Below are 25,872 nucleotides of genomic sequence, written 5' to 3' on the forward strand. Positions count from 1 at the left end.
CTGTGTCCCGCCTCGATAATTCGAGGTGAGCACGCTCGGCGGCTGCCTCCTCAAGTGCCGCAAGCTACGGCGCTCTTGACAGTGCCTTTCCGCCTCAGATTTGCTCCATCCCGCCACCACTTCCATCGACCTGAAAGGTAGCTCGACCGCCCAGCGGTTGTTAGCGCTAACAGCGGAGAGGCGGAACAATGAAGCGAGGCGAACCGCGTACTTGTCGGTACGTGGGCATCGGAGCCGCCGTGGCGGCTTTGACCGAAGTGACGAGCTACCAGGCCCGCGCGATGTACCTCAGCTACACCGGCCGCTACCCGCGGATGCAGCTCTGGCACGGCACCACCGACACCACGCTGGCCTACGCCAACTTCGGTGAGGAAATCAAGCAGTGGACCAACCTGAACGGCGTGAGCCAGACCCCGGCGCTCACCGACGGCCCGCGCTCGGGCGCCACCAGGACCCGGTACGGCGGCACCGGCGACCGTCCCCCCGTCGAGGGGTTCAGCTTCGCAGGTTACGGCCACTCCCTGCCGTTGACGGGCATGTTCCCCTACGCCCTGTCCTTCCTCGGTCTCGACGCGACCTCGACGGACCCGACGCCCAGCAGCCAGACCAAGAACGCGGGGTCGGGCAGATGTCTTGACGTCGCCGGCGCCTCCCAGGCCAACGGCGCGCAGGCGCAGATCTGGGACTGCCACGGGCTGGCCAACCAGCAGTGGACACCCACCGCCTCCGGTGAGCTGCGCGTCTACGGCGGCAAGTGCCTGGACGTCAGCGGTCGCGCCACCGCCGACGGCAGCAGCGTGATCATCTGGGACTGCAGCGGCCAGAGCAACCAGCAGTGGCGCTTCAACAGCGACGGCAGCATCACCGCGGTGGGCGCGAACAAGTGCCTGGACGTCCCCGGTAACACCCCGGCCACCGGCACCAGGCTGCGGATTTGGTCCTCCAACGGCGGCGCCAACCAACGCTGGACCCGCACCTGAGCGTGGTGGCATCGCTTTCGGCGCCACCAGGGAGTGAGCAGCCCACCAGGGAGTGAGCAGCCCGCCGTCCGGCGGGCTGGGGCCGGACGGCGGATGTGCCGGCCGTCATGGCCGGTCGAGACGACAACAGCGATAACAGACGTGATCACAGGGAGGTCCTGGTGTCCGCAGCAAAGGGGTCGATGCGCCCGCATCCCTCGCCGTCGCGCGGCGGTGAGGGGTTGCGCATGCGTACCTGGAAGAGAAGGTGGGCCGCCGTGCTCACGGTGGTGGCGTTGCTGGCGGCCGGCACGGTGATGGGGACGGGGGTCGCCGGAGCCGAGTCCAACGGCGGGGTACGGGTCATGCCGCTCGGCGACTCGATCACCGAGGGCACGCAGGTGCCGGGCGGCTACCGGATCGGCTTGTGGCAGCGCCTGGTCGGCGGCCGCTACACGGTCGACTTCGTTGGTTCGCAGTTCAACGGGCCGGGCAGCCTGGGCGATCACGATCACGAGGGCCATCCGGGCTGGCGGATCGACCAGATCGACGCGAACATCACCGGCTGGCTGCGTACCTACACACCGCGCACGGTGCTGCTCCACCTGGGTACCAATGACATCCTGCAGAACTACAACGTGGCCGGCGCCCCACAACGGCTGTCCACGCTGATCGACCACATCACCGCGGCCGTGCCCGACGCGGATGTCTTCGTCGCGACCATCATCCCGCTGTCCAACTCCGGCCAGGAGTCCGCCGCCCGCACGTTCAACGCGGCGATCCCCGGCATCGTCCAGAGCAAGGTGAACAGCGGCAAGCACGTCCACCTGGTCGACATGCACAGCAGATTGACCACCTCCGACCTGATCGACGGCATCCATCCGACCGCCGGCGGTTACGACAAGATGGCCGCCGCCTGGTACGCGGCGCTGCAGTCGGTCCCTGGCAGCATCGGCCAGCCTGGGGACGGCACGTCCAGCGGGACCGCGATCAGAGGTGTGGGCTCGGGCCGGTGCCTGGACGTCTCCGGTGCGTCACAGGCGAACGGCGCGCAGGCGCAGATCTGGGACTGCAACGGCCAGCCCAACCAGCGCTGGACGTCGACCAGTGCCGGTGAGTTGCGGGTCTACGGCGGCAAGTGCCTGGACGTGGCCAACCGGAGCACCGCCGACGGCGCCGGCGTCGTCATCTGGGACTGCAACGGCCAGAGCAATCAGCAGTGGCGCTTCAACGCCAACGGCACGATCACCGCGGTGGGCGCGAACAAGTGCCTGGACGTGCCCAACTACTCCACGGCCAACGGCGTCAAGCTCCAGATCTACACCTGCCACGGCGGCGCCAATCAGCGCTGGACTCGCGCCGGCTCATGACATCGCTCCGGTAGGTGGAGAAGCAGACGCGCGCACTCCTGACGATGGCCGCGTTATCGGCGGCCGGCTCCTCGTCGCGCTCGACCGCGCGACTACGCCAGGCACCAGGACCATCTCGGCCGGATCGCCGATGTGACCTTCCGGCCCGTGAGCAGACCACCGCGACGACGCACGAGAAAGGTTCCCTCATGGACACATCCCGAGCCAGGCGGCTGCTCGCCGGACTGGCAGCCCTGGTGCTCCTGCCGATCATCGCGGTGAGCTTATGGACGACGCCCGCAGCGGCCGCGACCAGTCAGTTCCGCGGCATGAACTGGGCGGTGCTGGGCGACAACTTCAGCACCGGCCCGCTCGTCGTCGACGGGCTGAGCGGCTCCGACAGCTACGCCACGGTGCAGGCCAAGGCCAACGCGCTGTACGACGACATGCAGTCGACACTCGGCGTGAACACGGTCAGGCTGCCGATCAACACCCACACCGTCGGCACCACCTGGTGGAACGCCTACCGCGGCGCCGTCGACGCCGCCACGGCGCGCGGGTGGAAGGTCATCCTCGCGTACTGGGAGGACGGCGCGGCCTCGGGGGGCCGCATCACCAACCTGTCGGCGTGGAACTCGATGTGGTCGACCGTGACCTCCCAGTACGGATCGAACAGCCTCGTGTACTTCGAGCCGATGAACGAGCCGCACGGCTACAGCTCGGCCGAGTGGCGCAACATCGCCGCCGACTGGCTGGACTACCACTACTCGGCCCCGCCGAACCGGGTGCTCGTCGGCGGTACCGGCTTCAGCCAGGACCTCCGTGACCTGTGCAACGACTCGCGTTTCGCCGGCACGCTGTTCTCGTTCCACCACTACGCGTTCTTCTACTCGGCGAACACGTACGACGGCTGGCGGTCCCACGTCCAGACCCGCCTGGGCAGCTGCGCCTCGCGGGCGGTCGTCACCGAGTTCGGGGCTCCGATGAACAACGGCCTGAACTACGCCGACGCGAACAGCACCGACAACTTCGTCCGTCACATCCGCGCCGTCACCCAGGTGATGCGGGACAACGCCATGGGCGGCACTTACTGGCCGGCCATCGGCGGCAAGCCCGGCAACATCGGCTACGACTGGTACTCGATGTACGCCAGGAGCGGCAGCGGAACCGACCTCAACCTCACGATCCGCAACCAGTCCGGCGCGAACCGCCTGCGCTACGGCTGGGGCGACGCCGTCGACGGCGGCGGTGGCGCAACGACGACCCAGATCGTCAACCAGAACTCCGGCAAGTGCGTCGACGTCCTGCAGGGCTCGACCGCGAACGCCGCCGAGATCATCCAGTACACCTGCACCGGGGCCGCCAACCAGCAGTGGCAACTGCGCGATCTGGGCAACGGCTACCACAACATCGTGGCGCAGCACTCCGGCAAGTGCCTCGACGTGAACAACGCCTCCACCGCGGACAACGCGGCCGTCATCCAGTACACGTGCGGCAGCGGCACCAACCAGCAGTGGCAACTCCGCACCGTGTCCGGCACGAGCTACGTCGAGATCGTCGCCCGGCACTCGGGCAAGTGCCTCGACGTGTCCGGCCAGTCGACGGCAAATAGCGCCCGCCTCCAGCAGTACACCTGCTGGGGCGGCGCCAACCAGCGCTGGGACGCTTGAGGCCACACCAAACAGAGGCACGTGAACGCGAAGGCATCTGGCCACCGGTGGCGAGGAGCGTACGTGATCCTGGACGGCACCCCGGAGCGTCGTCCAGCCCGAGGTCCAGTGCTTCCTGCCCGGTGGCCGGCCGCCTGCCGTGCGACCGCTTTGAGCATCCCCGGCTCTGCGTCGTGCGCGGAGCCGATGTGCTGGATCTCCTGTGAGCCGCGGAGTGCGCACGCCGCTTTCCGCGGCGGACCAGCAGGTCAACGGCCTACGGCCCGGATTCGATCGTGAACGTGAGCCAAGTCAGGCATTGATCCGGCGCCCGAGCGGGCGTCCACCACGTGGGCCGACCTCCTGCGCTCGCAAGCCGACGCTTTACTGGCCTGCGATTTGGGTCCAGCCGGTAGCCGCACAACCAGAACGTGAGATGGGTGTTCCACTCGGCGGCGCGTGCAGGAAGGAGTTACCGTCCGCCAGCTCTGCGAGGATGATCGGCCGCAAGTGATCGCAGGCCGGGTCGACCCAGTCGGATTCGGACACTGTCATCACTCCCGATGCCTGCCACGTGAGCCTCTTCGGAGGATACAGATCCACAGGAAACGGCCGGAAGGCCGCGGCGGGTCAGGTGAGCAGGCGCTGCGGGTGCATGCCGTCCACCAGCCCCGTGTCCGGCGGATGCACGCTGTAGCCGAGCATGTGGCGGACCCGCCGGCTCAGTTGCCTGGCCACCTCCCGGCCGGGTGAAAGGGTGAACGCCTCCCTTGTGCGCAGCCACGGCTCACAGTAGTGCGCAGTGATCGTCAGATTGGGGGCGGCGGCCGGGGGGACTTCGGCGGTGCCGTGCCAGAGGGTGCCGAGGATGATCACGCACGAACCCGGCGGGGGCGTGAGGGGGACTCCGGGCTCGTCCGGACGGCGGGCCGAGGGCCAGCGGTGGCTGCCCGGCCACAGGATGAAGGTGGCCCCTTCGTCGAGGGTCCAGGTAGTGACGACCGAGAGGGCGGGCCGGGGACGGGGAACGGGGTAGTGGTCGTCGTCCGCGCTGGGCGGGCGGGCGGCGGCGCCAGGGGCCCTTTCGATCACGTCCAGTTTCGAGAGCAGGAAGTTCGGCAGCAGGAGCCGATCGAGCACCGCCACGACGTACTGGTGGTCGAGGAGGGCGTCGACGGCGCGGGTGTTGTGCAGGACGCCGAAAATCTGCCGGGTGTGACGCGACCTGAAGGGGTCGCGACCGGCCGGCATCAAGAGGGGGGCGAGCTCCGCTCGGATGCGCCGGCGGCTGCCGGCCGCGAGGAGGCCGGGGAGCACGAGGTAGCCGTCGCGGTGCAGGCGCGACATGGCGCCCGGGATCATGGCGCACCGCCGTCACGATCGCCGGTGACGCCCAGTGCGGAGACGGTGAACAGCCAGACCTCGCGCATCACGGCCTGCTGATCGGGGCGCGGGTCCTGGTCCAGGACGATGGCGAGGATGGCACGCATGCCGCCGACCACCGCGGCGGCCAGGAGCTCCGGGTCGCGATCGCCGGCCACGTGTCCTTCGGCCTGGCCCGCCGCGAAGTGCTTGGCGCCCAGGTCGATGACCCGTTTGAAGCACTGGGCTTCCAGGGCGGCCACGCGGGCGTCGCCGACCATGCGGCCGAGGACGACGGGCGCGAGCGGGTCCGCATACATGTGCTCGACCCAGGTGGCGACCTGCGCCCGCCACCGTTCGAGCCAGGTCGCCCCCTCGTAGTGTCCGAGCACGGTGTCGGCTATGAGCCGCTCGTAGAAGTCCTCCAGCAGGGCGCTCATGAGGCCGCTGCGGGTGCCGAAGTAGCGGTACGGGAGCCCGGCGCTCATCCCTGCGCGTCTGGCCACGGCCGCCACCTCGACGTCGCCGGTGGCGATCAGCTCGTCCGCGGCGGCTTGCAGGAGGCGCCGGCGGCTGGCGTCGGCACGGTCGGAGACACGTTCCATGGCTCCAATGTTGGTTGAGCTCAACTCAATTCGCAAGCGACATTTCGTCTCGCCCGCGGCGGGCGGGACGGCCGTTCCGCGGGAAGGGACCCACGCGCACGCCGGCTGCGCGGGTCAGCGTCGGATCATGGCGAACACCGGTACGGGCCCCGGCCCCATCAGATGGTGCCCACGGAGTACGGCGATCTGACCGACACCGCCTACAAGCAGACCATGCGCGCCACCCTCGACCCCGCGGTCGTGGTGATGTGGACGGGCACCGACGTCGTCCCTGTAAGGCACGCCTGCACGCTTGGCCAGCGCATCAGTCCGGGCCCGCTTGGCGCAATCGCTGCGGGCGAGGCCGTGCGGCCCTCGCCCGCGCTTCCGGCTGGGGCCGTCAAAAGGCCGGATCAGTGTGGACGCGCTCGCCTTCGACGTAGGTGGCCAGCACCGACGTCCCGGCGAGCTCGTCGGGCGGGACGGCGTACGGGTCGCGGTCCGTGACCACCAAGTCGGCCAGCTTGCCCTTGTCGATGGTGCCCGTCCGGGCGTTCAGGTGGTTCAGCCGCGCCGTGCCGAGCGTGTAGGCGACCAGCGCGGTTGTCAGGCTCAGCCGCTGTTCCGGCAGGAACGCCTCGGCGTTCCCGCCCGGAGGCGTGCGGTTGACGGCGACGTGGATGCCCAGGAACGGGTCGGGGCTGCTGACCGGCCAGTCGCTGCCCGCCGCGAGCGGGGCGCCGGCGCGGACGAGATCCCCGAACGGGTACTGCCAGGCCGCCCGTTCCGGGCCGAGGAACGGGATGGTCAGCGCGTCCATCTGCGGCTCGTGTGCCGCCCACAACGGCTGCACATTGGCGGTGATGCCGAGCGCGGCGAACCGCGGCACGTCGTCCGGGTGCACGACCTGCAGATGGGCGATGTGATGACGGTGGTCGTTGGCACCATTGGCGGCGCGCGCCGCCTCGAACGCGTCCAGAGCCTCCCGGACCGCCCGATCGCCGACGGCGTGCACGTGGACCTGGAAGCCCTCGGCGTCCAGGCGGGTGACGCACCCGCGCAACGCCTCAGGATCGACGAAACTGAGCCCTCGGTTGCCGGTCAGGCACCCGCACCCGTTGAGATAGGAGGAGGTCATCGCGGCGGTGAAGTTCTCCACCACGCCGTCCTGCATGATCTTGACGCTGGTGGTGCGGAACCGGCCCACCTCGTCCTTGCGGGCGAGCAGCTCGGGGATCTGCTCCTCACCCCTGTCGCGATCCCACCACAGCGCGCCGACCACCCGGGCGGTGAGCAGCCCCGACTCGGCCGCCGCCAGGTAGGCGCGCTGCACCTTCGGATCGACCATCGCGTCCTGCCAGGCGATCACGCCGGCGGCGTGCAGCCTCCGCTGGCCGGCCTGGAGCGCCCGCAGCATCATCTCCGCCGTCGGCTCGGGGACGTGCCGGCCGACCAGGTGCGATGCGCCCTCGTGGAGGGTTCCCTGCGGCGCGCCGCCGGCCTCTCGCTCGATCCGCCCGTCCGCCGGGTCGGGAGTGCTCGCGTCGACACCGCTCAGCTCCAGCGCCCGGGTGTTGACCCAGGCGCCGTGGCCGTCCCGGTTGATCAAGTGGACGGGCCGGTCGGGCACCACCGCGTCCAGCAGGCGCCTGCTGGGGGTTCCGCCCGGGAACCACTCCATGGACCAGCCACCCCCGCTGATCCATTCGGCCTCCGGGTTCGCCTCGGCGTACGCGCGGATGGCCGCGACCGCCTTGACCGCATCGCGGGCGTCATGCAGGTCGCACTGGATCATGGTGAGGCCGGCCAGGACGGGATGCACGTGGGCGTCCTGGAAGCCCGGGAGCAGGGCGCGGCCGGCCAGGTCGACGACCTCGGTGCCGCGGCCGATCAGGGGCCGCACGTCGGGGTGGTCGCCGACGGCGACGATCCGGCCGTCGCGGACGGCGACCGCTGTGGCCGTGGGGCGCACCGGTCCGAGCGTGTGCACCGGGCCGCCGCGAAGGACGAGGTCGGCGGGGGCGGTCATGTGGTTTCTCCTTCTCGCGTGAGCGGAGTGATCAAAGCGATTCCGGGCGGTGCGTCCAAGGGCGGACGTGCTCGACGGCGGCGCCGACGTGGAAGACGGTGGCGTCTTCGTAGCTGCGGCCGACGATCTGCACGCCGGTCGGCACGCCGTTGGAGGCACGTCCGGAGGGCACGTTGAGCACCGGGCAGCGGCTGGCGATGTTGAAGACCGTGGTGAGCGAGTACTCCATGTAGTGGTCGAGCTCGACGCCGTTCACGGTGAGTTTGGTGTCGACATACTCCTTGCCCGCCCGCAGGCCGGGCGCGCCGGTGGTCGGACAGATCAGCGCGTCGTAGCGGTCGAGTAGCTCGCCGATCGGGCGGTAGATCGCCGCCTCCATCTCCAGGCCGGCCAGGAAGCCACCGCCCCGCTCGTACGTGGTCCTGGCTTGCGCGGCGAAGTCCAGCGCGTACCGGGTGAGCGTGTCACCGTGCGCGGCGGCGATCCGGCCGACCATAGGGCCGAAGACGGCGCCGAAGTGGATGAAGGCGGCGCGCATGACGTCGGCGCGGCGCAGCCCGACCGCGACTTCCTCGACGACCGCCCCGGCCTCCCGCAACGCGTCGGCCACGGCCAGGGTGTTGGCGGCGATGTCCGGCTCGATCTCCCAGTCGCCCAGGTTGGGCGCGTACGCGATGCGCATCCCGGCCACGTCGCCCAGCCTGTCGGGGATCCGGACGGCGGGGCGGAGCGAGACCACATCGTGAGGGTGCGGGCCGGCGATGACGTTCTGCAGCAGCGCGCAGTCGGCGACGGTGCGGGCCATCGGCCCGTCGTGGCAGTAGTGGTCGAGGTTGAACGGCGGCATCGCCGGCACCCGGCCGTAGGGCGGCTTGTAACCGACGGTGCCGGTGTTGGCGGCGGGCAGCCGGATCGAGCCGCCGATGTCGGAGCCGGTGGCGAGAACGGCGGTGCCAGAGGCGAGCACCGCACCGGAACCGCCCGAGGAGCCGCCAGGGGAATAGTCGAGGTTCCACGGGTTGCGGGTGACGCCCCACAGCTTCGAGTGCGTGAACGCGGCGCAGCAGAACTCCGGAGTGGTCGTGCGGGCGTGCACGATGCCGCCCGCGGCGACGATCCGTTCGACGACCGGGTGGGTGACCTCGGCCACGTGGCCGGCGTGGGCCAGCGAGCCGTCCGAGGCGATCCGTCCTGCGATCGGCTGCTCGTCCTTCGTGGCGGCGGGAATCCCCTCCAGGGGGCGCGGGCAGCCGGCGCGGTAGGCGCGCTCAGCCTGCTCCGCCTGGAGGAGCGCCTCGTCGAACATGCGCTCGCTCATCGCGTTGACCTGGGGCTCGACGGCCTCGGCCCGCTCGATGAGCGCGCTCATCAGTTCGACGGGAGACAGCTCGCGCGAGCGGAACATCCGCAAGGCCTCGGTTGCGGGAAGGTAGGGGAGGTCGGTCACTCGGCCGCACTCCTTTCCGTGGAGTCGGTTTCTGCGGCGTGAGAACGAAGGGATGTCGAGGGCGTCGGAGCGGGCGGCGTCTTCCGCAGGGCGGCCGCGAGGGCGCGCCGGTCGGCTGCGATCCTGGCCGGGTCCCAGCCGGGTCGCGGCACGGAGTGGAGCAGCAGCCTGGTGTACGGGTGGTCGGGTGCGGCCAGTACGTCCGGGGTCTGGCCTGTCTCGACTGCCCGTCCCTGATAGAGGACGAGGGTGTCGTCGGCGACGTGCCGGACAAGCGCCAGGTTGTGTGTGACGAAGAGGTATGCGACGCCAGTGTCACGGCGGATCTCCGCCAGCAGGTCGAGGATCTGGGCCTGGATGGACACGTCGAGTGCGGCGGTCGCCTCGTCCAGGATCAGCACCTTCGGCGCGGTCGCCAGCGCGCGGGCGATCGCGACCCGCTGGCGCTGGCCACCGGACAGCCGCCTGGGGAGCGTGCCTGCCTCGCGTTGGCCGATGCCGACTCGTGCCAGCAGTTCGTCGCGCCGGGCCCGGCGTTGCGCTGGGCTCATGGAGAAGTGCAGGCGCAGCGGCTCCTCGACGCACCCGGCGACGGTGACGCGGGGGTCGAGCGAGAGGTAGGGGTCTTGGAAGACCATCTGGATCTCCCTGGCGTGGGCCAGCCTGGTGGCCCGGCCGCGCACGGCGTGCGAGCGGTCCCGCCCGCCGACGCGGATCCGGCCGGCGTCTGGCCGTTCGAGGCCGACGAGCATCCGCGCGGTGGTCGTCTTCCCTGACCCCGACTCGCCCACGATGGCGAGGGAGCCGCCGGGAGGCAGCGAGAAGGAGACGCCGTCGACGGCGACATGGTCGCCGAACGTCTTGCGCAGGCCCTCGACCTCCAGCGCGTGCTCATTCATCGATCAGCTCCTCCACGCGCAGGCAGGCCACCTGGGCGCCGTCGACGTCCCGCCGGACGGGCTTCCCTTCGCCGCACCGGGGCCGCGCGTGGGCGCACCGGGCCGCGAACGCGCATCCGGCAGGCGCCTCGGCGAGCGACAGCGGCCGCCCGGGGACCCCGTGCGGCGCCTGGTCGGAGTCCAGCCGCGGGGTCGCGGCCAGCAGTCCCACGGTGTACGGGTGGCGAGGCCGGCCGAAGAGCCCCTCGGCGGACTGCGCCTCCACGATCCGGCCCGCGTACATCACGTAGATGCGGTCGCAGATCGCCGCGGCCAGCTCCAGATCGTGGGTGACGAAGAGCATCCCCATGTCGCGCTCGGCCTGCAGGCGGGTGAGGATCGAGATCACCTCGGCCTGGGTGGTGACGTCCAGCGCCGTGGTCGGCTCGTCAGCCAGCAGCAGCCGGGGCTCTCCGGCGAGCGCGCCGGCGATCATCACGCGCTGCAGCATGCCGCCGGAGAACTCATGCGGATACCTGCGCAGCGCCGCGCGCGGCTCGCGGATGCCGACCGACTCCAGCAGGTCCTCGGCCTGCCTGATCGCGTCCTTACGCAGCACGCCGCCGGCCCGCATCCCCTCGGTGACGAAGTCGCCGATCCTTCGCAGCGGGTTGATGGAGGCCCTGGGGTCCTGGAAGATCATGGAGACGTCCTGGCGGCGCAGCTCGCGGAGCCGGACGGGCGACATCGTCAGGATGTCGTCCCCGTCCAGCCGCAGGGCGCCGGTGGCCGCAGCCCCTTCAGGAAGCAGCCCCAGCGCCGCTCGGCAGGTGACGGACTTTCCGGATCCGGATTCCCCGACCAGGCCGACGGCCTCGCCTCGCGCGACGTGCAGCGAGACACCGTCGACGATGGGGCGCGCGGCCCCGCCTCCCGTGAGCCGCACGGTCAGGTTCTCGATCTGCAGCAGTGGCGCGGTCATCGTTGCTCCCGCCGTGCGACGCGGTCGGCGATGGACTCGCCGACGACGCTGAAGGCGACCACGGTGACGACGATGGCGACGCCGGAGGCGAGGGAGGGCAGCATGGCGCCCTGGAGCAGGGACGTTGAGCCTTCGTTGATCATCGCGCCCCAGTCGGCCGTGGGTGGCTGCACGCCGAAGCCGAGGAAGGACAGCGCCGCGAGGTCCATGAGGGCGTACCCGAAGTTGATCGCGGACTGGGCGAGGATCAGCGGCGCGATGTTGGGCAGCAGGTGCTTCACGCAGATCACCCAGCCGGACCAGCCCTGCACCCGGTACGCCTGGATGTAGGGGCGGGCCTTCTCCTGCAGGGCCACGTTGCGTGCCAACCGGCCGACGTATGGCGCGTAGGCGAGGCTCATCGCGATCACCGGCGCGGTCAGCCCGACGCCGAAGACCGCCACCAGGATGATCGCCAATAGCAGGGCGGGGAAGGAGAAGACGAGCTCCATGGCGCGCGACAGCACGGAGTCGACGGCTCCGCCGTACCAGGCGGCCGTCACTCCGATCAGCGTGCCGAGCGCCGTCGACACGATCACGACCATGAGCGGGCCGAGCAGCCCTGTCCGGGCGCCATAGATCAGCCGGGACAGGACGTCCCGCCCGGACTGGTCCGCGCCCAGCGGATGCTCGGGAGTGGAGCCGCTCAATGTCGCTGACAGGTCTACGGCGTCGGGGTCGTGCTGTGCGATCAGCGGGGCGAACACCGCCGCCACGATCAGCAGGGCCAGCAGGGCGAGGGCGGTTGCCACGAGCTTGTCACCTGTGACGAGACGGGCCATCGGTGCGAGGAGCTTGCGCCGGTGGACGGGTACGGCGGTCATACTGTGCCACCCTTCGGATGGGACAGACGGGGGTCGATGAGCGGATGGAGCAGGTCGACGACGAGGTTGGCGGTGACGAAGGCGAGCACCACCAGCAGGCTGACCGCCTGCACGACCGGGAAGTCCTTGACGGTGACGGAGCTGACGAGCAACTGGCCGACCCCCGACAGGCCGAAGGCGGTCTCCACGATGGAGGTGGCGACCAGCAGGCCGGCGACGATGGTCCCGGACACGGTGGTGACCGGGCCGAGGGCGTTGCGCAGCACGTGGCGCCGTACCACGACCGAGCCGCGGACCCCGCGGGATCGGGCCACCTCGACGTGCTCGCGTCCCAGCTCCTCCCGCATGGACGTCCGGGTGACGCGGGCCAGCAGGCCGACGAACGTCAGGGCGAGCGCCGCCGCCGGGAGCGTCAGATGGTGGATCCGGTCACCGAGGCCGCCCCCGTTGCCGAAGGCGGGGAACCAGCCGAGCTGGATGGAGAACAGCGAGATCAGCCCGATCGCGGCGACGAAGGACGGGGTGGCGGTGGCGACGCCCGTGCCGACGAGGACCAGCCGGTCGACGACGCCCCGCCGCAGGGCGGCCACCGCACCGAGCGCAAGTCCTCCGATCATGATGAGCAGCCCGGCGTAGCCGATGAGCCACAGGGTCGTCGGCAGCCGGGCCATGATGAGACCGCCGACGTCCTGCCTGAACTGCGCCGACTTGCCGAAGTCGCCGGTGACGACACCTTCGATCCACTTCGCGTACTGGATCGGGAACGGGTCGTTCAGGTGGTACTGCTCTTTGATGGCCGCGACGGCCGCCGGTGACGCCGAGCGGCCTCCCAGGAGGAAGGACGCCGGGTCACCGGGGGCGAGATGGACGGAACCGAAGACCAAGAACGACGTGATCAGCAATGTCAAGGCGATGCCGCCGATCCGGCGGAGGAGGAAGCCGGCCATGGTCGAACTCAACCTGCCGATCCCAGAGGGGCGCCCCACGGGAAGACGAGCTGGGCGATGCCGGTCGGCGCACCGGTGAGCCGCTTGTTGAGGAACAGGGTGTGCGGCACCTCGTACAACGGGATCCACACCATGTCGCGGACGGCGATCTCCTGCAACTTGGCGACCGTCGCGGCGCGCGCGGCCGGGTCGGCCTGCGCGCTCGCCTCATCGACCAAAGCGTCGTACTCGGGGTTGGAGTAGCCGCCGTAGTTGGCGAAGTCGCCCGTCGTCAGGATCCCGTAGAACTCCAGCGGGTCGGGGGTGGAGTCGTACCAGACCGTCATGACCAGGTCGATGCCTTCCCGGGCCTTCGGGTCGGAGAACAGCGCCGTGTAGGCCTCGGGGGCGACCGCCTTCAGCTCGACCCTCAGGCCGATGGCCTGGCCCGCCGCCTGCACGGCGTTGGCGATGACGCCGATCTCCGGGGAGAGCGTGCTGGTCGCCATCACGATCTTCTTGCCGGTGGCGCCGGCCTCCTCGACCAGCTTCTTGGCCCCGGCGACGTCCCGGTTGAGTGCCGGGAGCTTTGCGTAGTACTCCTTGGCCGCCTCCGGCGCGATGCCCCAGGCGCCGGTGGCGCCGGGCGCCTTCGCCGGGGTGGCGACACCACCCGCGGCGGCCTTGATGATGCCGTCGCGGTCGAGCGCCATGGACAGCGCCTTACGGACCTTGACGTCACCGAGCGTGCCCTTGAGGTTGGTGGGGATCACGCTCACTGTCGTCGTGTTGGGGCCGAAGTAGAGCGTGCCGTTCGCGGCGGTGCGGAGCTTGGGGAACCCGGAGGACGGCAGCAGGTAGCCGCCGTCGACCTCGCCGGCGAGCAGCGCGTTGACGCGAGCGGCCGGGTCCGAGATGAACACGTTCTTGATCGTGTTCGCCTTCGGCGCCAGCGACGTGTCCCAGTAGCCGGCGAACTTCTTGAGGGTGATCGACTGACCCTTCTGCCAGGAGCCGAAGGAGAACGGGCCGGTGCAGTTGACGCCGACGTCCGGGGTCCCGTAGCCCTCCTTGGACAGGAAGGCGGCGCTCTCGACGGTCCCGGCGGAGGTGCCCATCTCCGCGTTGAAGAGCTGGTCGGGCTTTTTCAGGTGGACCGTGACCTCCATCGGCCCCGTCTTCTCGATCCTGTCGACGTTGCGGTAGACGGAGACCCAGTACGAGCCGACTTTGGGGTCCATGTGACGGCGCAGGCTGGCGACGACGTCGTCGGCGGTGAGTGTGGAGCCGTCGTGGAACCTCACCCCCGCGCGGATCGTGTACACCCAGCGCTTGGGGTCGGGGGATCGGGCCGCGCCGGCCAGGCCGGGCTTCACCTTCATGTCCGGAGTGATCCGCATGAGCTGCTCGCACACGTTGGCGAGCACGGTGTTGGGCGGGTAGTCGAAGGCGTACACGTAGTCGAGGGATTGCGGTTCGGCGTAGAGCGACCAGGTCACGGAGTCCACCGGGCCCTTGGCGGGTGGGGTGTCGTTGGTGATCTCGAAGGTGCCGGAGGGGCCGTCCTTGCCGGCCGGTGAGGCGCCGCAGGCAGCGACCGCGAGCGCGAGCAGTGCCGTTGTGGCAGCGAAACGGGAGGTGCGCATCAGACCACCTCTTTCGGAACGGGCCGCAACGAAAGGGTGCGGCTGGGGTGGCAGCGAGTATTCGTGAAGGAACGTTCCTGCACAAGAGCCCGATGGAACGATTCTGCAAAGCTGAGAGGGGTGGCGTAGCGTCAGGCCAGAGGACATGATGTCACTCATGAGCCAGCCAGACCGCAGGCCCAGAGTCCGCCTCGTGGACGTGGCCCGCGCTGCGGGGGTGTCCAAGACCACCGTGTCGGACGCGCTGAACGAGGCCGGACGGCTCCCTGCCGCCACCCGGGAGCACGTGCGAAGGGTGGCACGGTCCCTCGGCTATCGCCCGAACGCCGCGGCACGGTTGCTGCGCGCCGGGCATACCCGCCTGCTCGGCGTCGCGGCCCGGGAGTACGTCGAGACGCCGTGGGTCTACGCGGAGCTGGCCTACTTCACCCAGATCGTCACCGCCACGACCCAGGCGGCTCTGGCCCACGGCTACGGCGTCGTCCTGCTGCCCACATACGGGCCGGACGACTGCTGGCTGGACATGCCGCTCGACGGCGTGTTCGTCATCGACCCGGTCCAGGGAGACCCGATGGTCAGGGACTTTCTCGTGGCCGGCGTCCCCGTGGTCGCCGACCGGAGGGCGCTGGCGGAGGCCGCCGACGAGGCACGGGAGATCGGCCGGTGGGTCGACTTCGACTACGCCGCCGCCGTACGCCAGGTCCTCGACCACCTGGAAGAGGCGGGCGCCGAGCGGATCGCGGTTGCCGCGGGCGCGACCACGGCCTGCTTCCACCAGCAGACCGTCAGCGCCTACCACGACTGGTGCGCCGAGCGGCGGCGCGAACCCCGGATCTCGTTCCTCCCCGCCCCCGGAGTCCGGCAGACGCTGGACGCGGTGACGGAGTTGCTGGCCGCCCCCGTTCCGCCGGATGCGCTTTTCACCCTGGTCGAGCTCAGCCCGCCGCTCCTGCTTGACGCGATCCGCAGGCTCGGCCGATCCGTCCCCGATAACCTGCTGCTGGTCTGCGCTACGGAGGACCCGGCGGCCGGCTACACCGACCCGCCGATCAGCACGCTCGGCTTCCTGCCCGGCCAGACCGCGCAGGCGGCGGTGAACCTGCTCGTCGACTGCCTCGAAGGCCGCCCGGGCGATCTCGGCCGCCTGTTCTCGGCCGACTTCCAGGTCCGCGCGTCCTCGGTCCCTCCAGGCCGGCGACCGGCGGTGGCGAGTCTCACCCTCGGCTGACGCGCGCCCTGGACTCCCTGGGGTCGGACGCCGAACTCGGCCTTGAACAGCTTGCTGATCGCTGGGGCCCTCAAATGCCCACCGGCTCGCCACCACGGACGCGGCAGGATGGACCTGAGCGGGGCCGGTGAGGTCCAGGTGACGACCGTCTCCCCCTGCCCATCGCTACGATCTCCACCTCTATGCCGAGCCGGGCTCCGCGCTGCTCCGACATGGCCGCCGAGCCGCCCTTCGAACAGGACGCCGACATCCTTGACCCCGCCCGCACCCGCGACCTGATCCCGCCCAGTGGCACATGACCGCCGTGCCGGGCCTCGGTTCCCCGGCCGTTCACGGTGCCGACCGGCGTGGCCGACGGGCTGCCGACGGGCGTGCAGCTCATCGGCGCGCGCTTTGCCGAGGCCCTCCTCCTCGATGCCGCCAGGCCGTCGAGGACCGCACGCCGGTTGACGCCTGTCACCTGACAGGCCGCGGAAGCTGCGCCGCCATCCCGTCGAGCAGGAGTTCCAGCGCCCCCGCGTAGGCGCTGCCGATCATCGTCGCGGCCAGGGCGTCGGCGCACGCGGCGATGTTCGGGTACTCCTCTGCCGGCAGTTTCGCGTACGTCGAGCGCCACGCGTCCTCGTCCGCGGTGGCGGCGGGCTCCGGCAGCGTCCTGGCGGCGGCTTCCAGCGCAGCGAATCCCAAACTCATGTCGATGAAGCTGTGGTAGTGCCGCGCGGCCTGCCCGGGACCGAAGCCCGCCGCGCGCAGGATGCCCAGCCCCACTTCCACGGCCCTGATCTCGCTCGGGCGGCGGGTGACCCGGGCCGCCGACAGGCGCGCAGCCTCGGGATGCCGCTGGTAGGTGGCATACAGGCGGCGGCCAAGCTCGCGTAGGCTCTCCCGCCAGTCCCCGCTCGGGCGAAATCCCTCCATCGCGTGGCGGATGAGCTCGTCCGCGATTGCCAGGACGAGCTCGTCGGTGTTGCGGAAATAGCGGTAGAGCGACGAGGGATCGGCTCCCAGGGCGGCGCCCAACCGGCGCACCGACAGCGCGTCCGCGCCGTGGTGGCTCAGCAGCCGGATGGCGGTCTCCACGATCAGCTCGCGGGAGAGCACCACGCCTGACTTGGCGGGCCGCCGCCTGCGTGGTGCGCCGATGACGCGATCATTCACGCCTTCAAGCTTACGACAACACCGTTGACGGGCCAAGCGGCCCGGTAGTTCCATAGGGCCAGGCGGCGATGACAGCCCCCACGCCGAGGTTCGAGCCGTGTCGCTCGCCGCATGCAGCCTTTCCCGATTGGACCTGTCCTCCATGGCGCATCCCCATGCTGACCTGCTGTTCTCTGACGGCCCCATCCTGACCGTGGACGGAGCCCGCACCTGGGCGAGCAGTCTCGCCGTCCGTGACGGCCGGGTCGTCGCGATCGGGCATGACGACGTGAAGGAACTGGCCGGGCCCCGCACCGAGGTCGTCGACCTGCGGGGACGGCTGTTGCTCCCCGGTTTCCAGGACGCCCACGTCCATGCCGTCATGGGCGGAGAGGAACCGGGGCAGTGCGACCTGACGGGCACCACCGACCCGCAGGAGTACGCGCGCCGGATCCGCGCCTACGCCGACGCGAACCCCGGCAAGGAGTGGATCACCGGCAGCGACTGGTCCATGGAGAGCTTCGACGGCGGCACGCCCACCCGTGACCTGCTGGACACCATCGTCCCCGACCGGCCGGTCTACCTCACCAACCGCGACCACCACGGGGCGTGGGTCGGCAGCCGGGCCCTGGAGCTCGATGGCATCACCGCCGCCACCCCCGACCCGGCCAACGGCCATATCGAACGCCGCCCCGACGGCCCCCCGGCGGAACCCTCCAGGAGGGAGCCATCGCCCTGGTGGGCGCCCTCGTCCCCGCCTTACCACGGCCGACCGGCCGGCCGGGCTGCTGCGCGCGCAGGACCTGCTGCAAAGCCTCGGTATCACCGCCTGGCAGGACGCCATGGTGGCCGGCGCCGAAGGCTACCCCGACCCCTCCGACGCCCACCTCACCGCCGCCCCGCGACGGCCGGCTCACCGCCACCGTGGTGGGCGCGCTGTGGTGGGCCAGAGGTCAGGGGACGGAGCAGATCCCCGCCCTGCTGGAACAGCGCGATCGCCTCACCCGCGGCCGACTGCGCTGCGACACCGTCAAGATCATGGTGGACGCCACCCTGGCGGCCTGCACCACGGGCAGCGCGTACGTGAACCACCTCGACGACGCCGGCAGCCTTCGCCCCGGCAACCGCGCCGACCTCGTCGTCCTGGACCGCAGCCCCTTCGACGGCCCCGCCGCGGCGATCGCCGACACCCGCGTCGCCCTCACCTACGTCAGCGGCGAGCGCGTCCACACCGCACCCGCCGCCTGAAGGAAACGCACCATGCATGCCGAATCCCTCATCGGCCGCGCTCTGAGCAAGGCCATATCGACGCCCCTCTGGCTCGACACCCCCGACCGTCCGGCTCCTAGGCGACCGCTGGACGGTGAGACCACGGCGGACCTGGTCGTCGTCGGCGGCGGGTTCACGGGCCTGTGGGCCGCTGTCCGGGCCAAGGAACGAGATCCCGGGCGCGACGTCCTCCTCGTGGAGGGCGATCGCATCGCCGAGCACGCGAGCGGCCGCAACGGCGGCTTCTGCGACGCGAGCCTCACCCACGGCCGTGCCAACGGGCTCAGGCGCTGGCCCGACGAGTATGACCTCCTGGAGCGGCTCGGCGCGGAGAACTTCGCCGGCATCGCCGCGACCGTGGACAGGTACGAGATGAGCTGCGGCTTCACGCCGGGCGGCGCGCTCTCGGTGGCCACCCGCCCGCATGCGATCGCTTCCTTGGAGCCCGACGTCGCCGGGTTCCTCGACCGCGACGACGTCCGCCGCCTCGTGCGATCGCCCACCTATCTCGCCGGACGCCTCGAAACAGGGGAAGACGCGACCGTGGACCCGGCACGCATGGCCTGGGAGCTGGCCCGGGTCGCCGAAGCCCTCAAGGTGCGTATCGCCGAGCACACCCCCGTCACCCGGCTGCGGAAGCATCGCGACGGGCTGACGGTCCACAGCGGCGCGACACGGATCCACGCCGGCCAGGCCGTTCTGGCCACGAACGCGTTCACGTCACTGCTCGGCCTGCGCTCGCTCGCCGTCGTCCCCGTCTACGACTACGTGCTCGCCACGGAACCCCTTACCCCCGAACAATGGGACTCCATCGGCTGGCAGGAGCCCTACGGCATCAGCGACATCGGCCACCACTTCCACTACTACCGCCGTACCGCGGACAACCGCATCCTCTGGGGCGGCTACGACGCGATCTACCACTACGGCCGGTCCATCCGGGCCGAGCACGAGCACCGCCCTCAGACGCACCGGCTCCTGGCCCGGCACTTCTTCGAGACCTTCCCGCAGCTCAGCGGCGTCTCCTTCACCCATCGCTGGGCCGGGGTCATCGACACCTGCTCGCGCTTCTGCGCCTTCTACGGCCTCACTCACGGCGACCGCGTCGCCCACGCCGCCGGGTACACCGGCCTCGGCGTGGGAGCGTCGAGGTTCGCCGCCGACGTCATGCTCGACCTGCTGTCCGGAGCCGACACCGAGCGCACCCGCCTGCGCATGGTGCGGCAGCAGCCGGTGCCCTTCCCGCCGGAACCGCTCGCCTGGGCGGGCATCCAGCTCACCCGCCGGGCAATGGCCCGGGAGGATGATACGGGCAGGCGCACCCTGTGGCTGCGCCTGCTCGACCGCCTCGGGATGGGGTTCGCCTCATGAGGCCATCTCGTGTTCCGGTCGGCGGCACATCGGATCGGCCTGCGGCATGCCGCAGGCCATCGAGACCGTCTGGCCGCAGGCCGTGGTCCAGACGTGCGTCGTGCCCCTGCTGCGCGCCTCGTTCCGGTATGCCGCCCCCGGCACCGGGACGCCATCGCCAAGCGCTCAAGCCCCGTCTGCACCGCCCCGACCAAGGCCGCCGCGCTGGAGCGCTTCTACGAGCTGCTAGCTCCTGCCCTGCCACATCGCGGCAATCTGCCTCTTGCATACGATATGAACGTTCAAATATCGTCTGCCTTGGAAAGTTGGCGCACTGCCTCCTGCTATCCGCTCTCTTTGTATCCCTCTAGCTGGTCGGAGCTGGTTTGAACGTTCCACTTACCTATCTGAGCCAGTTCCGGGAACCGGCCGGATATGTTGACTTCGCCAGGATCGGGCCGCCCTCGCTGGCCGTAGCACGGACCGTCGCGCAGGCTGCGGAGTTGCTGGCCCACGATCCGTCCGCAGCGCTCACCAGACTGGAACTCGAGGCGAGCAGTGCACGCGCCGCCGCGGCCCGCCTGCTGAGCTGCGCCCCGCATGAGGTGGCCTTCGTCTCCTCCACCAGCCACGCGCTGTTCGCCGCCGCGGCAGGACTGGACGGCGGCGTGGTGCTCGTCCCGCGCGGCGAGTTCCCCGCCAACGTCTACCCGTGGCTGCGGTTCCAGGAACGCGGTGGCCTGCGGCCACGCTGGATCGACTCCGTCGCGATCACCGCCGACGTCCTGCGCGAGCACCTCGACGACGATGTCAGGGCGCTCGCGGTCAGCGCGGTGGACGCCACAACCGGCCACCGTGCGCCGCTGGGCGCGCTGAAGGAGGTGCTGGGCGAGGACCGGCTGCTGGTGGTGGACGCCGTCCAGGGCCTTGGCGCGGTGCCGCTGGAGGTGTTGGCGGCGGACGTGCTCGCCTGCGGCGGGCAGAAGTGGCTGCGGGCGGGCTGGGGCGCTGCATTGATGCTCGTCCGCGACCGGGTGGCTGACCGCCTCGCCCCCGGTCTGGGCGGCTGGTCGGGCGTGCAGGCTCCGTTCGGAGCCCGGCACCCCACGCCGTCCCTGGCGGGAGCCGTCGCGCACACAGCCACCAACCCCGACCTCACCGCCGTCGCCGCGCTGGGAGCCGCCATCGACCTGGTGCTCTCCGCCGGAGAAACGAACATCGCCCGGCAGATCGCCCAAACCCTGGCGAGCCTGCTGGAGGCGGCCAGGACCGCGGGCGCCGAAGTCCTGGTCCCCACCGAGCCGACCGGGATCGCGCGCGTGCGACTGCCTGGCCGCGACCCCGCGAGCACGCACGCGGCACTCGGCGCCGCCGGACTCACCACCACGCTGCGCGATGGCTGGATCCGGCTCTCCCCGCACGCCACCACCCCGGCCGACACCGCCGACCGGTTGCGCGCAGCACTCACCCCCCGAAGGGAAACACACACATGATCAACCGCCGTGGAGCCCTGGCGCTCGCCCTCACCGGTACGCTCGCCCTCGCCGCCTGTGGCGGCAAGGCGCCCGAGAAGGGCAGCGGGCCTGTCAAGATCACCGTCTGGAGTTGGAAGCCCGCTTCCGACGGCTTGGCCGCCGTCGCCAAGGATTTCGAGCAGACCCATCCCGGCATCAAGGTCGACGTCCAGGCGGTCGGCAACCCGGCCATCTGGGACAAGATCACCATTGGCATGGCCGCGGGCGGCAAGGGCCTGGCCGACGTGCTGCATATCGGCATCGACTACCTGCCCGGGTACATGGACAAGTTCCCCGGTGGCCTGGCCGACCTGCGCAAGCTGGGCGCCGACACGTACAAGGATGCCTTCGCCAAGGGCCTGTGGCCCACGGTGACCGGCAAGGACGGCGGCGTCTACGCGATGCCCTGGGAGGTCAACCCGGTCGGCTTCTTCTACCGCGCGGACCTGTTCAAGAAGGCAGGCATCGACCCGGAGAAGATCCAGACCTGGGACGACGCCATCGAGGCCGGCAAGACGCTCAAGGAGAAGACGGGCGCCTTCCTGATCGGGCTGAACAAGCCCGCGGCCGGCGGCGTGGACATGGACTTCTACCAGTCGCTGCTGCAGCAGCAGGGCGCCTTCTACTTCAACCAGCAGGGCGAGGTCACGCTCGCCTCGGCGCCGGCCATACAGGCGATGACCCTCATCAAGAAGATGAACGACGCGGGCATCGTCGCCGACACCTCCGGCGAGAACACGGCCAAGCAGCTCATCAGCGGCGGCAAGCTGGCCGTGCTGCCGTGGGCGGCCTGGGCGGTCAGCTACATCCCCGAGATGCGTCCCGAGCAGAAGGGCCTGTGGCGCGTCATGCAGCCGCCCGCGGTGACGCCGGGCGGCAAGCGCGCCGCGATCGTCAACTCCACCCATCTGTCGGTCTCGGGGAGCAGCCCGCACCAGGCGGAGGCGTTCAAGTTCGTGGAGTACGCGCTGACCAAGCCCGAGGTCATCAACAAGGTCTTCAAGGAGGGCGGCGTCTTCCCCGCGCTGACGGCGGCCTATTCCGACCCGGCGTTCACCGCGCCGCAGCCCTACTTCGGCGATCAGCCCGCGCTCAAGACCTTCGTGGACGCGCTCACCGAGGGCGCGGACGCAACCTACTACTCTGGTGACTACGCCAGGGCGCTGAAGATCGCCAGTGACGCGCAGACGAAGGTCCTGCTCAAGGGCGCCGACCCGGCCGCGGCGCTGACCGAGGCCGCCACGCTGCTGTCCCAGCAGACGAAAAGGAAGCTCGCGGGATGACACTCACACTGTCGCGCCCCGGGCGGGTGGCGGTGGGCAGGCGCTCCCTCGTCACCAAGCGGAACATCCCGTACCTGCTGGTCCTGCCCGCGCTGCTGGGCTTCGTGGGGTTCAAGGCCTATCCGATCGTGGCCGCTATGTACATCAGCCTGACCACCGGCGCGGGCGCGGCACGCAGCTTCGTCGGGCTGGACAACTACGTGCGGCTGGTGAACGACCCGCTGTTCTGGACGTCGCTGTGGAACACCGGGCTGATCCTGGTCGTCCAGGTCCCGATCATGCTGCTGCTCGCGCTGCTGCTGGCGCTTGCGCTCAACTCCTCCCTGGTACGGCTGCGCGGCCTGTGGCGGCTGGGCGTCTTCATGCCGTCGCTGACCGGTCTGGTCGCCTACGGCGTGATGTTCTCGGTGATCCTGCGCAAGGACGCGGGACTGCTCAACTGGCTGCTCAGCCTCTTCGGCGTCGACGCGATCGACTGGCTGGGCAGCCCGTTCTGGGCCCGCATCGCCATCGTCATCGCCCTCACCTGGCACTACACCGGCTACAACGCGGTGATCTACCTGGCCGGCCTGCAGAGCATCCCGAAGGACCTCTACGAGGCGGCGATGGTGGACGGCGCCGGCTCGGCTCGCAGGTTCTGGTCGATCACAGTGCCCCAGCTGCGGCCGATTCTGCTGCTGACCGTGGTCCTGTCCACGATCGGCACCCTGCAGCTGTTCGACGAGCCGTTCGTGCTGACCGGCGGCGGGCCGGACAACTCGACCCTGACGATCTCGCTGTACCTGTACCAGAACGGCTTCCGCTACTTCGACTTCGGTTACGCCGCGGCGATTGCCTACGCGCTCACGCTGATCGTGGCCGGATTCGGGATCGCGCAGATGAGGATGCAGAAACGATGAAGGGCTGGGCGCTCACCTTCGTGCTCGCCGCGGTGTTCGGCCTGTGCGTCGGCCCGTTCTACTGGCTGGCCATGGCGGCCACGCACGCCAACTCCGACATCTTCTCCTGGCCGCCGAGGTTCTACCCCGGCGACCAGTTGGTGGCCAACACGGCGAAACTGGAGGAGTCGATCGGTCTGGTCAACGTGCTGGGCAACACGCTCTTCGTCGCGGTCGTGCAGACCGCGGGGGCGATCGTGGTCTCGCTGCTGGCCGGTTACGCCTTCGCCAAGTTCCAGTTCGTCGGGCGCAACGCCTTCTTCGTGCTGCTGCTGTCGACGCTGGTCATCCCCGGCGGCGTGACCATCATCCCGATCTTCGAGATGATGAACGATTTCGGGCTGATCGACAGCTTCCCCGCGCTGATCCTGCCAAGCCTGTCCGTCCCGTTCGGCATCTTCCTGATGCGCCAGTCGCTGCTGGCCATCCCCGACGAGCTGCTCGACGCGGCCAGAGTCGACGGCGCGGGCGAGCTGCGGGTGCTGTGGCGGGTGGTGATCCCCGTCATGCGCCCGGTACTCGCGGCGCTGGCGGTCTTCCTCTTCCTCGGCGCGTGGAACGACTTCCTGTGGCCGCTGATCGCGCTGCGCACGCCGGAGATGTACACCCTGCCCGTCGCGCTGGCCACCCTGCAGGGGCTGGCCAGGACCGACTTCGGCCAGGTCATGGTGGGCACCGCGATCTCCTCGCTTCCCATGATGGTCCTCTTCCTCGTCCTCCAGAAACAGTTCATCTCCGGCCTGCTGGCCGGTGCCACGAAGGGATAAGCATGCAGGTCTGGGAGCCCTACGCGCTCGGCGAGACGACCGCGGTACGGGCCGGCGCGCTCGAGCTGGCACTGGCCGGAGCGGCCGATGCGAAGGTGACGCAAGTCGCCGACCGCACCTGGCTGATCGACGCGCCAGAGGCCACGGCCGCGCAGTGGCGAGTACCGTGCGTGCGCGTCAGCGCGTTCTGGACGCCCTTGGGCGGGACCCGCTGGGTGCCGCCGATCTGGAGCGCGCCGCTGGTGTCGAGGCTGACAGCGGGCGCGCCGGTGGTCTCCCTCATCGGTACGGCCGGCGCCAACGTCTGTACGGTTGGCCTGGCCGAACCGGTGGCCCAGGTGAGCTTCACCGGCGGGGTGATGGAGGAGACCGGCGAGTTCGTCTTCACCCTGCACGGCGACGGGCTGCGGATCCGGCTGGACCTGTCGGAGCGGCCGTTCTCGGCGGCGGTGGCCGACTTGGCGGCCTGGTGGAAGGACGACGCGAGCGACCTGCCGCCTGCGCCGGATCGTGCCCGGCTGCCGGTCTACTCGACCTGGTACAGCATGCACCAGGAGGTCACCGCCGAGTCCGTGGAACTCCAGGCACGGCTGGCCAAGGAGTTGGGCTGCGAGACGATCATCGTGGACGACGGCTGGCAGACCGCCGACCGGACGCGCGGCTACGCGTTCTGCGGTGACTGGGAGCCGAACCCGGCCGCATTCCCCGATATTCCGACGCATGTGGCTCGGGTGCGCGAGCTCGGCATGTCCTACATGCTCTGGTACGCGCTGCCGTTCGTGGGCAAGCACAACGCCGCCTTCGAGCGCTTCGAGGGCAAGTTCCTGCGTTACCTCGACCATATGGACGCCGCCGTGCTCGATCCGCGCCACCCGGAGGTACGCGAGTTCCTCATCGACCGGCTCGTCCAAGCGGTCGAGACGTGGGGCATGGACGGCCTGAAGATCGACTTCGTGGACCGCTTCGCGACCCCGGGCGGTGACCCGGCGCCCGGCGAAGGGACCGACTGCACGGATGTGGACGAAGGGGTCAGGCGACTGCTCCACGATCTGGACGCGCGGCTCCGCCGTACCAGGCCGGACGTGCTGATCGAGCATCGCCAGCCGTACACCAGCCCCGGGCTGTGGCCGTACGCGAACATGATCCGAGCGGTGGACTGCCCGCTCAGCTCTCAGGAGAATCGGCAGCGGACCGTGGACCTGCGGCTCGCCGCCGGCCCTGTGGCCGTGCACTCCGATATGATCGTCTGGCATCCCGACGAGCCCGCCGAGCAGGTGGCCGTGCATCTGATCAACGCGTTGTTCTCGGTGCCGCAGATCTCTGTGGACCTGGCGGTACAGCGGCCGGACCAACTCGCCGCGATCCGGTTCTGGCTGGGGATCTTCCACCGCTACCTGGGCACGCTCCAGCTGGGGACGCTGCGGCCCGAGCAGCCCGAGCACGGCTACCCGCTCGTGCGGGCCTACGATGATCACACCACGATCGTCGCTCGGTACGCGGCGCTGCCCGTGGACGTGCCGGAGTCCGGAGAGCTGCTCGTCGCCAACGCCGACTCCGATCCGCGCGTCGTCCTCTACGGCACCGGCTCGGCGCACGTCGAGGTGCACGACTGCGGCGGCGCCCCGGTCCGCGCGGCCACGCTCGCCCTGGAGCCCGGGGCCTGCGTCGTCGAGGTGCCCATGGGTGGCCTGCTCACGCTGAGGAGAGATTGAGTG

At 70.2% G+C, this 25,872-nt stretch carries 23 protein-coding genes and 1 pseudogene; 14 read left to right on the forward strand and 10 right to left on the reverse strand.

Going from position 1 to position 25,872, the window contains the following annotated elements; all coding sequences use genetic code 11:
* The first annotated feature begins 239 nt into the window (after positions 1-239).
* The 3 genes from EDD27_RS56345 to EDD27_RS07035 all read left to right on the forward strand — a co-directional run bounded on the left by EDD27_RS56345 (position 240) and on the right by EDD27_RS07035 (position 3,978).
* The gene (locus EDD27_RS56345) at positions 240-980 is read left to right on the forward strand and encodes a ricin-type beta-trefoil lectin domain protein (RefSeq protein ID WP_241563903.1); all 741 of its coding nucleotides are present in this window, start codon (positions 240-242) and stop codon (positions 978-980) included.
* Between the two features lie 161 nt (positions 981-1,141).
* Positions 1,142-2,329, forward strand: coding sequence for an SGNH/GDSL hydrolase family protein (locus EDD27_RS07030; RefSeq protein ID WP_241563904.1), 1,188 nt, complete (start codon positions 1,142-1,144; stop codon positions 2,327-2,329).
* A gap of 188 nt (positions 2,330-2,517) precedes the next feature.
* Complete coding sequence (locus tag EDD27_RS07035) at positions 2,518-3,978, forward strand: ricin-type beta-trefoil lectin domain protein (protein ID WP_127931632.1); 1,461 nt, start codon at positions 2,518-2,520, stop codon at positions 3,976-3,978.
* A gap of 609 nt (positions 3,979-4,587) precedes the next feature.
* On the opposite strand, the gene EDD27_RS07045 is transcribed toward EDD27_RS07035, so the two are convergent.
* Positions 4,588-5,304, reverse strand: coding sequence for a phytanoyl-CoA dioxygenase family protein (locus EDD27_RS07045; protein WP_164903520.1), 717 nt, complete (start codon positions 5,302-5,304; stop codon positions 4,588-4,590).
* Positions 5,305-5,315: 11 nt separating this feature from the next.
* Positions 5,316-5,924, reverse strand: a complete 609-nt coding sequence (locus tag EDD27_RS07050; protein ID WP_127931634.1) for a TetR/AcrR family transcriptional regulator — start codon at positions 5,922-5,924, stop codon at positions 5,316-5,318.
* A gap of 105 nt (positions 5,925-6,029) precedes the next feature.
* On the opposite strand from EDD27_RS07050, the gene EDD27_RS58245 reads away from it, so the two are divergent.
* On the forward strand, positions 6,030-6,410 hold the full coding sequence (locus EDD27_RS58245) for a beta-N-acetylglucosaminidase domain-containing protein (RefSeq protein ID WP_479680940.1): 381 nt from the start codon (positions 6,030-6,032) through the stop codon (positions 6,408-6,410).
* Here the strand turns inward: EDD27_RS58245 and EDD27_RS07060 are convergent.
* The 7 genes from EDD27_RS07060 to EDD27_RS07090 are packed head-to-tail and all read right to left on the reverse strand — an operon-like array spanning position 6,304 to position 14,674.
* Positions 6,304-7,932 (reverse strand): amidohydrolase, encoded by a 1,629-nt coding sequence (locus tag EDD27_RS07060; RefSeq protein WP_127931635.1) that lies wholly within the window; start codon positions 7,930-7,932, stop codon positions 6,304-6,306. The two genes, EDD27_RS58245 and EDD27_RS07060, sit on opposite strands and share 107 nt — an antisense overlap.
* 31 nt (positions 7,933-7,963) lie before the next feature.
* A complete protein-coding gene (locus tag EDD27_RS07065; RefSeq protein WP_127931636.1) occupies positions 7,964-9,379 on the reverse strand; it encodes an amidase in 1,416 nt (471 codons plus the stop codon).
* Positions 9,376-10,278 (reverse strand): ABC transporter ATP-binding protein, encoded by a 903-nt coding sequence (locus EDD27_RS07070; RefSeq protein ID WP_127931637.1) that lies wholly within the window; start codon positions 10,276-10,278, stop codon positions 9,376-9,378. Before EDD27_RS07070 ends, EDD27_RS07065 begins: the two co-directional genes overlap by 4 nt.
* Positions 10,271-11,239: an ABC transporter ATP-binding protein gene (locus tag EDD27_RS07075; protein ID WP_127931638.1), complete on the reverse strand. Its 969-nt coding sequence runs from the start codon at positions 11,237-11,239 to the stop codon at positions 10,271-10,273. Before EDD27_RS07075 ends, EDD27_RS07070 begins: the two co-directional genes overlap by 8 nt.
* Positions 11,236-12,102 (reverse strand): ABC transporter permease, encoded by an 867-nt coding sequence (locus EDD27_RS07080; RefSeq protein ID WP_127931639.1) that lies wholly within the window; start codon positions 12,100-12,102, stop codon positions 11,236-11,238. The genes EDD27_RS07075 and EDD27_RS07080 overlap by 4 nt, the downstream gene beginning before the upstream one ends.
* Entirely contained in the window at positions 12,099-13,061 is a 963-nt protein-coding gene (locus tag EDD27_RS07085) for an ABC transporter permease (RefSeq protein WP_241563905.1), read from the reverse strand. Before EDD27_RS07085 ends, EDD27_RS07080 begins: the two co-directional genes overlap by 4 nt.
* Positions 13,058-14,674 (reverse strand): ABC transporter substrate-binding protein, encoded by a 1,617-nt coding sequence (locus EDD27_RS07090; protein ID WP_127931640.1) that lies wholly within the window; start codon positions 14,672-14,674, stop codon positions 13,058-13,060. The genes EDD27_RS07085 and EDD27_RS07090 overlap by 4 nt, the downstream gene beginning before the upstream one ends.
* Before the next feature lie 157 nt (positions 14,675-14,831).
* On the opposite strand from EDD27_RS07090, the gene EDD27_RS07095 reads away from it, so the two are divergent.
* Complete coding sequence (locus EDD27_RS07095) at positions 14,832-15,902, forward strand: LacI family DNA-binding transcriptional regulator (RefSeq protein WP_127931641.1); 1,071 nt, start codon at positions 14,832-14,834, stop codon at positions 15,900-15,902.
* Positions 15,903-16,358: 456 nt separating this feature from the next.
* Here EDD27_RS07095 and EDD27_RS07100 read toward each other — a convergent pair whose 3' ends face one another.
* Positions 16,359-17,060 (reverse strand): TetR/AcrR family transcriptional regulator, encoded by a 702-nt coding sequence (locus EDD27_RS07100; RefSeq protein ID WP_206641293.1) that lies wholly within the window; start codon positions 17,058-17,060, stop codon positions 16,359-16,361.
* A 142-nt stretch (positions 17,061-17,202) separates the two neighbouring features.
* Here EDD27_RS07100 and EDD27_RS07105 point away from each other — a divergent pair, with 142 nt between their 5' ends.
* The 9 genes and pseudogenes from EDD27_RS07105 (at position 17,203) to EDD27_RS07135 (ending at position 25,869) form a co-directional block, all read left to right on the forward strand.
* Positions 17,203-18,126 carry an amidohydrolase family protein gene (locus EDD27_RS07105; protein WP_206641294.1) on the forward strand — a complete coding sequence of 308 codons (924 nt, stop codon included), beginning with the start codon at positions 17,203-17,205 and terminating at the stop codon, positions 18,124-18,126.
* Positions 18,078-18,287, forward strand: a complete 210-nt coding sequence (locus EDD27_RS55390) for an amidohydrolase family protein (RefSeq protein WP_206641295.1) — start codon at positions 18,078-18,080, stop codon at positions 18,285-18,287. Before EDD27_RS07105 ends, EDD27_RS55390 begins: the two co-directional genes overlap by 49 nt.
* A 12-nt stretch (positions 18,288-18,299) precedes the next feature.
* Positions 18,300-19,676 carry an NAD(P)/FAD-dependent oxidoreductase gene (locus tag EDD27_RS07110; protein WP_127931643.1) on the forward strand — a complete coding sequence of 459 codons (1,377 nt, stop codon included), beginning with the start codon at positions 18,300-18,302 and terminating at the stop codon, positions 19,674-19,676.
* A gap of 43 nt (positions 19,677-19,719) precedes the next feature.
* A pseudogene (locus tag EDD27_RS58565) lies at positions 19,720-19,898 on the forward strand (transposase); the annotation flags it as partial.
* A gap of 143 nt (positions 19,899-20,041) precedes the next feature.
* Positions 20,042-21,148, forward strand: coding sequence for an aminotransferase class V-fold PLP-dependent enzyme (locus EDD27_RS07115; protein ID WP_127931644.1), 1,107 nt, complete (start codon positions 20,042-20,044; stop codon positions 21,146-21,148).
* A complete protein-coding gene (locus EDD27_RS07120; RefSeq protein ID WP_127931645.1) occupies positions 21,145-22,452 on the forward strand; it encodes an ABC transporter substrate-binding protein in 1,308 nt (435 codons plus the stop codon). The genes EDD27_RS07115 and EDD27_RS07120 overlap by 4 nt, the downstream gene beginning before the upstream one ends.
* Positions 22,449-23,351, forward strand: a complete 903-nt coding sequence (locus EDD27_RS07125; RefSeq protein ID WP_127931646.1) for a carbohydrate ABC transporter permease — start codon at positions 22,449-22,451, stop codon at positions 23,349-23,351. The genes EDD27_RS07120 and EDD27_RS07125 overlap by 4 nt, the downstream gene beginning before the upstream one ends.
* On the forward strand, positions 23,348-24,157 hold the full coding sequence (locus EDD27_RS07130) for a carbohydrate ABC transporter permease (protein ID WP_127931647.1): 810 nt from the start codon (positions 23,348-23,350) through the stop codon (positions 24,155-24,157). Before EDD27_RS07125 ends, EDD27_RS07130 begins: the two co-directional genes overlap by 4 nt.
* Positions 24,158-24,159: 2 nt before the next feature.
* A complete protein-coding gene (locus EDD27_RS07135; RefSeq protein WP_127931648.1) occupies positions 24,160-25,869 on the forward strand; it encodes a glycoside hydrolase family 36 protein in 1,710 nt (569 codons plus the stop codon).
* Positions 25,870-25,872 lie beyond the last annotated feature (3 nt).

Origin of the sequence: Nonomuraea polychroma, assembly GCF_004011505.1 — a bacterium.
GTDB classification, from domain to species: Bacteria; Actinomycetota; Actinomycetes; order Streptosporangiales; family Streptosporangiaceae; genus Nonomuraea; species Nonomuraea polychroma.

Coding starts and splice junctions, on each gene's coding strand:
- EDD27_RS07075 (WP_127931638.1), bottom strand. CDS start 11,239: ATGACCGCGCCACTGCTGCAGATCGAGAACCTGACCGTGCGGCTCACG.
- EDD27_RS07035 (WP_127931632.1), top strand. CDS start 2,518: ATGGACACATCCCGAGCCAGGCGGCTGCTCGCCGGACTGGCAGCCCTG.
- EDD27_RS07045 (WP_164903520.1), bottom strand. CDS start 5,304: ATGTCGCGCCTGCACCGCGACGGCTACCTCGTGCTCCCCGGCCTCCTC.
- EDD27_RS07120 (WP_127931645.1), top strand. CDS start 21,145: ATGATCAACCGCCGTGGAGCCCTGGCGCTCGCCCTCACCGGTACGCTC.
- EDD27_RS07105 (WP_206641294.1), top strand. CDS start 17,203: ATGGCGCATCCCCATGCTGACCTGCTGTTCTCTGACGGCCCCATCCTG.
- EDD27_RS07135 (WP_127931648.1), top strand. CDS start 24,160: ATGCAGGTCTGGGAGCCCTACGCGCTCGGCGAGACGACCGCGGTACGG.
- EDD27_RS55390 (WP_206641295.1), top strand. CDS start 18,078: ATGGTGGACGCCACCCTGGCGGCCTGCACCACGGGCAGCGCGTACGTG.
- EDD27_RS07080 (WP_127931639.1), bottom strand. CDS start 12,102: ATGACCGCCGTACCCGTCCACCGGCGCAAGCTCCTCGCACCGATGGCC.
- EDD27_RS07125 (WP_127931646.1), top strand. CDS start 22,449: ATGACACTCACACTGTCGCGCCCCGGGCGGGTGGCGGTGGGCAGGCGC.
- EDD27_RS07095 (WP_127931641.1), top strand. CDS start 14,832: ATGAGCCAGCCAGACCGCAGGCCCAGAGTCCGCCTCGTGGACGTGGCC.
- EDD27_RS07060 (WP_127931635.1), bottom strand. CDS start 7,932: ATGACCGCCCCCGCCGACCTCGTCCTTCGCGGCGGCCCGGTGCACACG.
- EDD27_RS07050 (WP_127931634.1), bottom strand. CDS start 5,924: ATGGAACGTGTCTCCGACCGTGCCGACGCCAGCCGCCGGCGCCTCCTG.
- EDD27_RS07070 (WP_127931637.1), bottom strand. CDS start 10,278: ATGAATGAGCACGCGCTGGAGGTCGAGGGCCTGCGCAAGACGTTCGGC.
- EDD27_RS07130 (WP_127931647.1), top strand. CDS start 23,348: ATGAAGGGCTGGGCGCTCACCTTCGTGCTCGCCGCGGTGTTCGGCCTG.
- EDD27_RS07090 (WP_127931640.1), bottom strand. CDS start 14,674: ATGCGCACCTCCCGTTTCGCTGCCACAACGGCACTGCTCGCGCTCGCG.
- EDD27_RS07110 (WP_127931643.1), top strand. CDS start 18,300: ATGCATGCCGAATCCCTCATCGGCCGCGCTCTGAGCAAGGCCATATCG.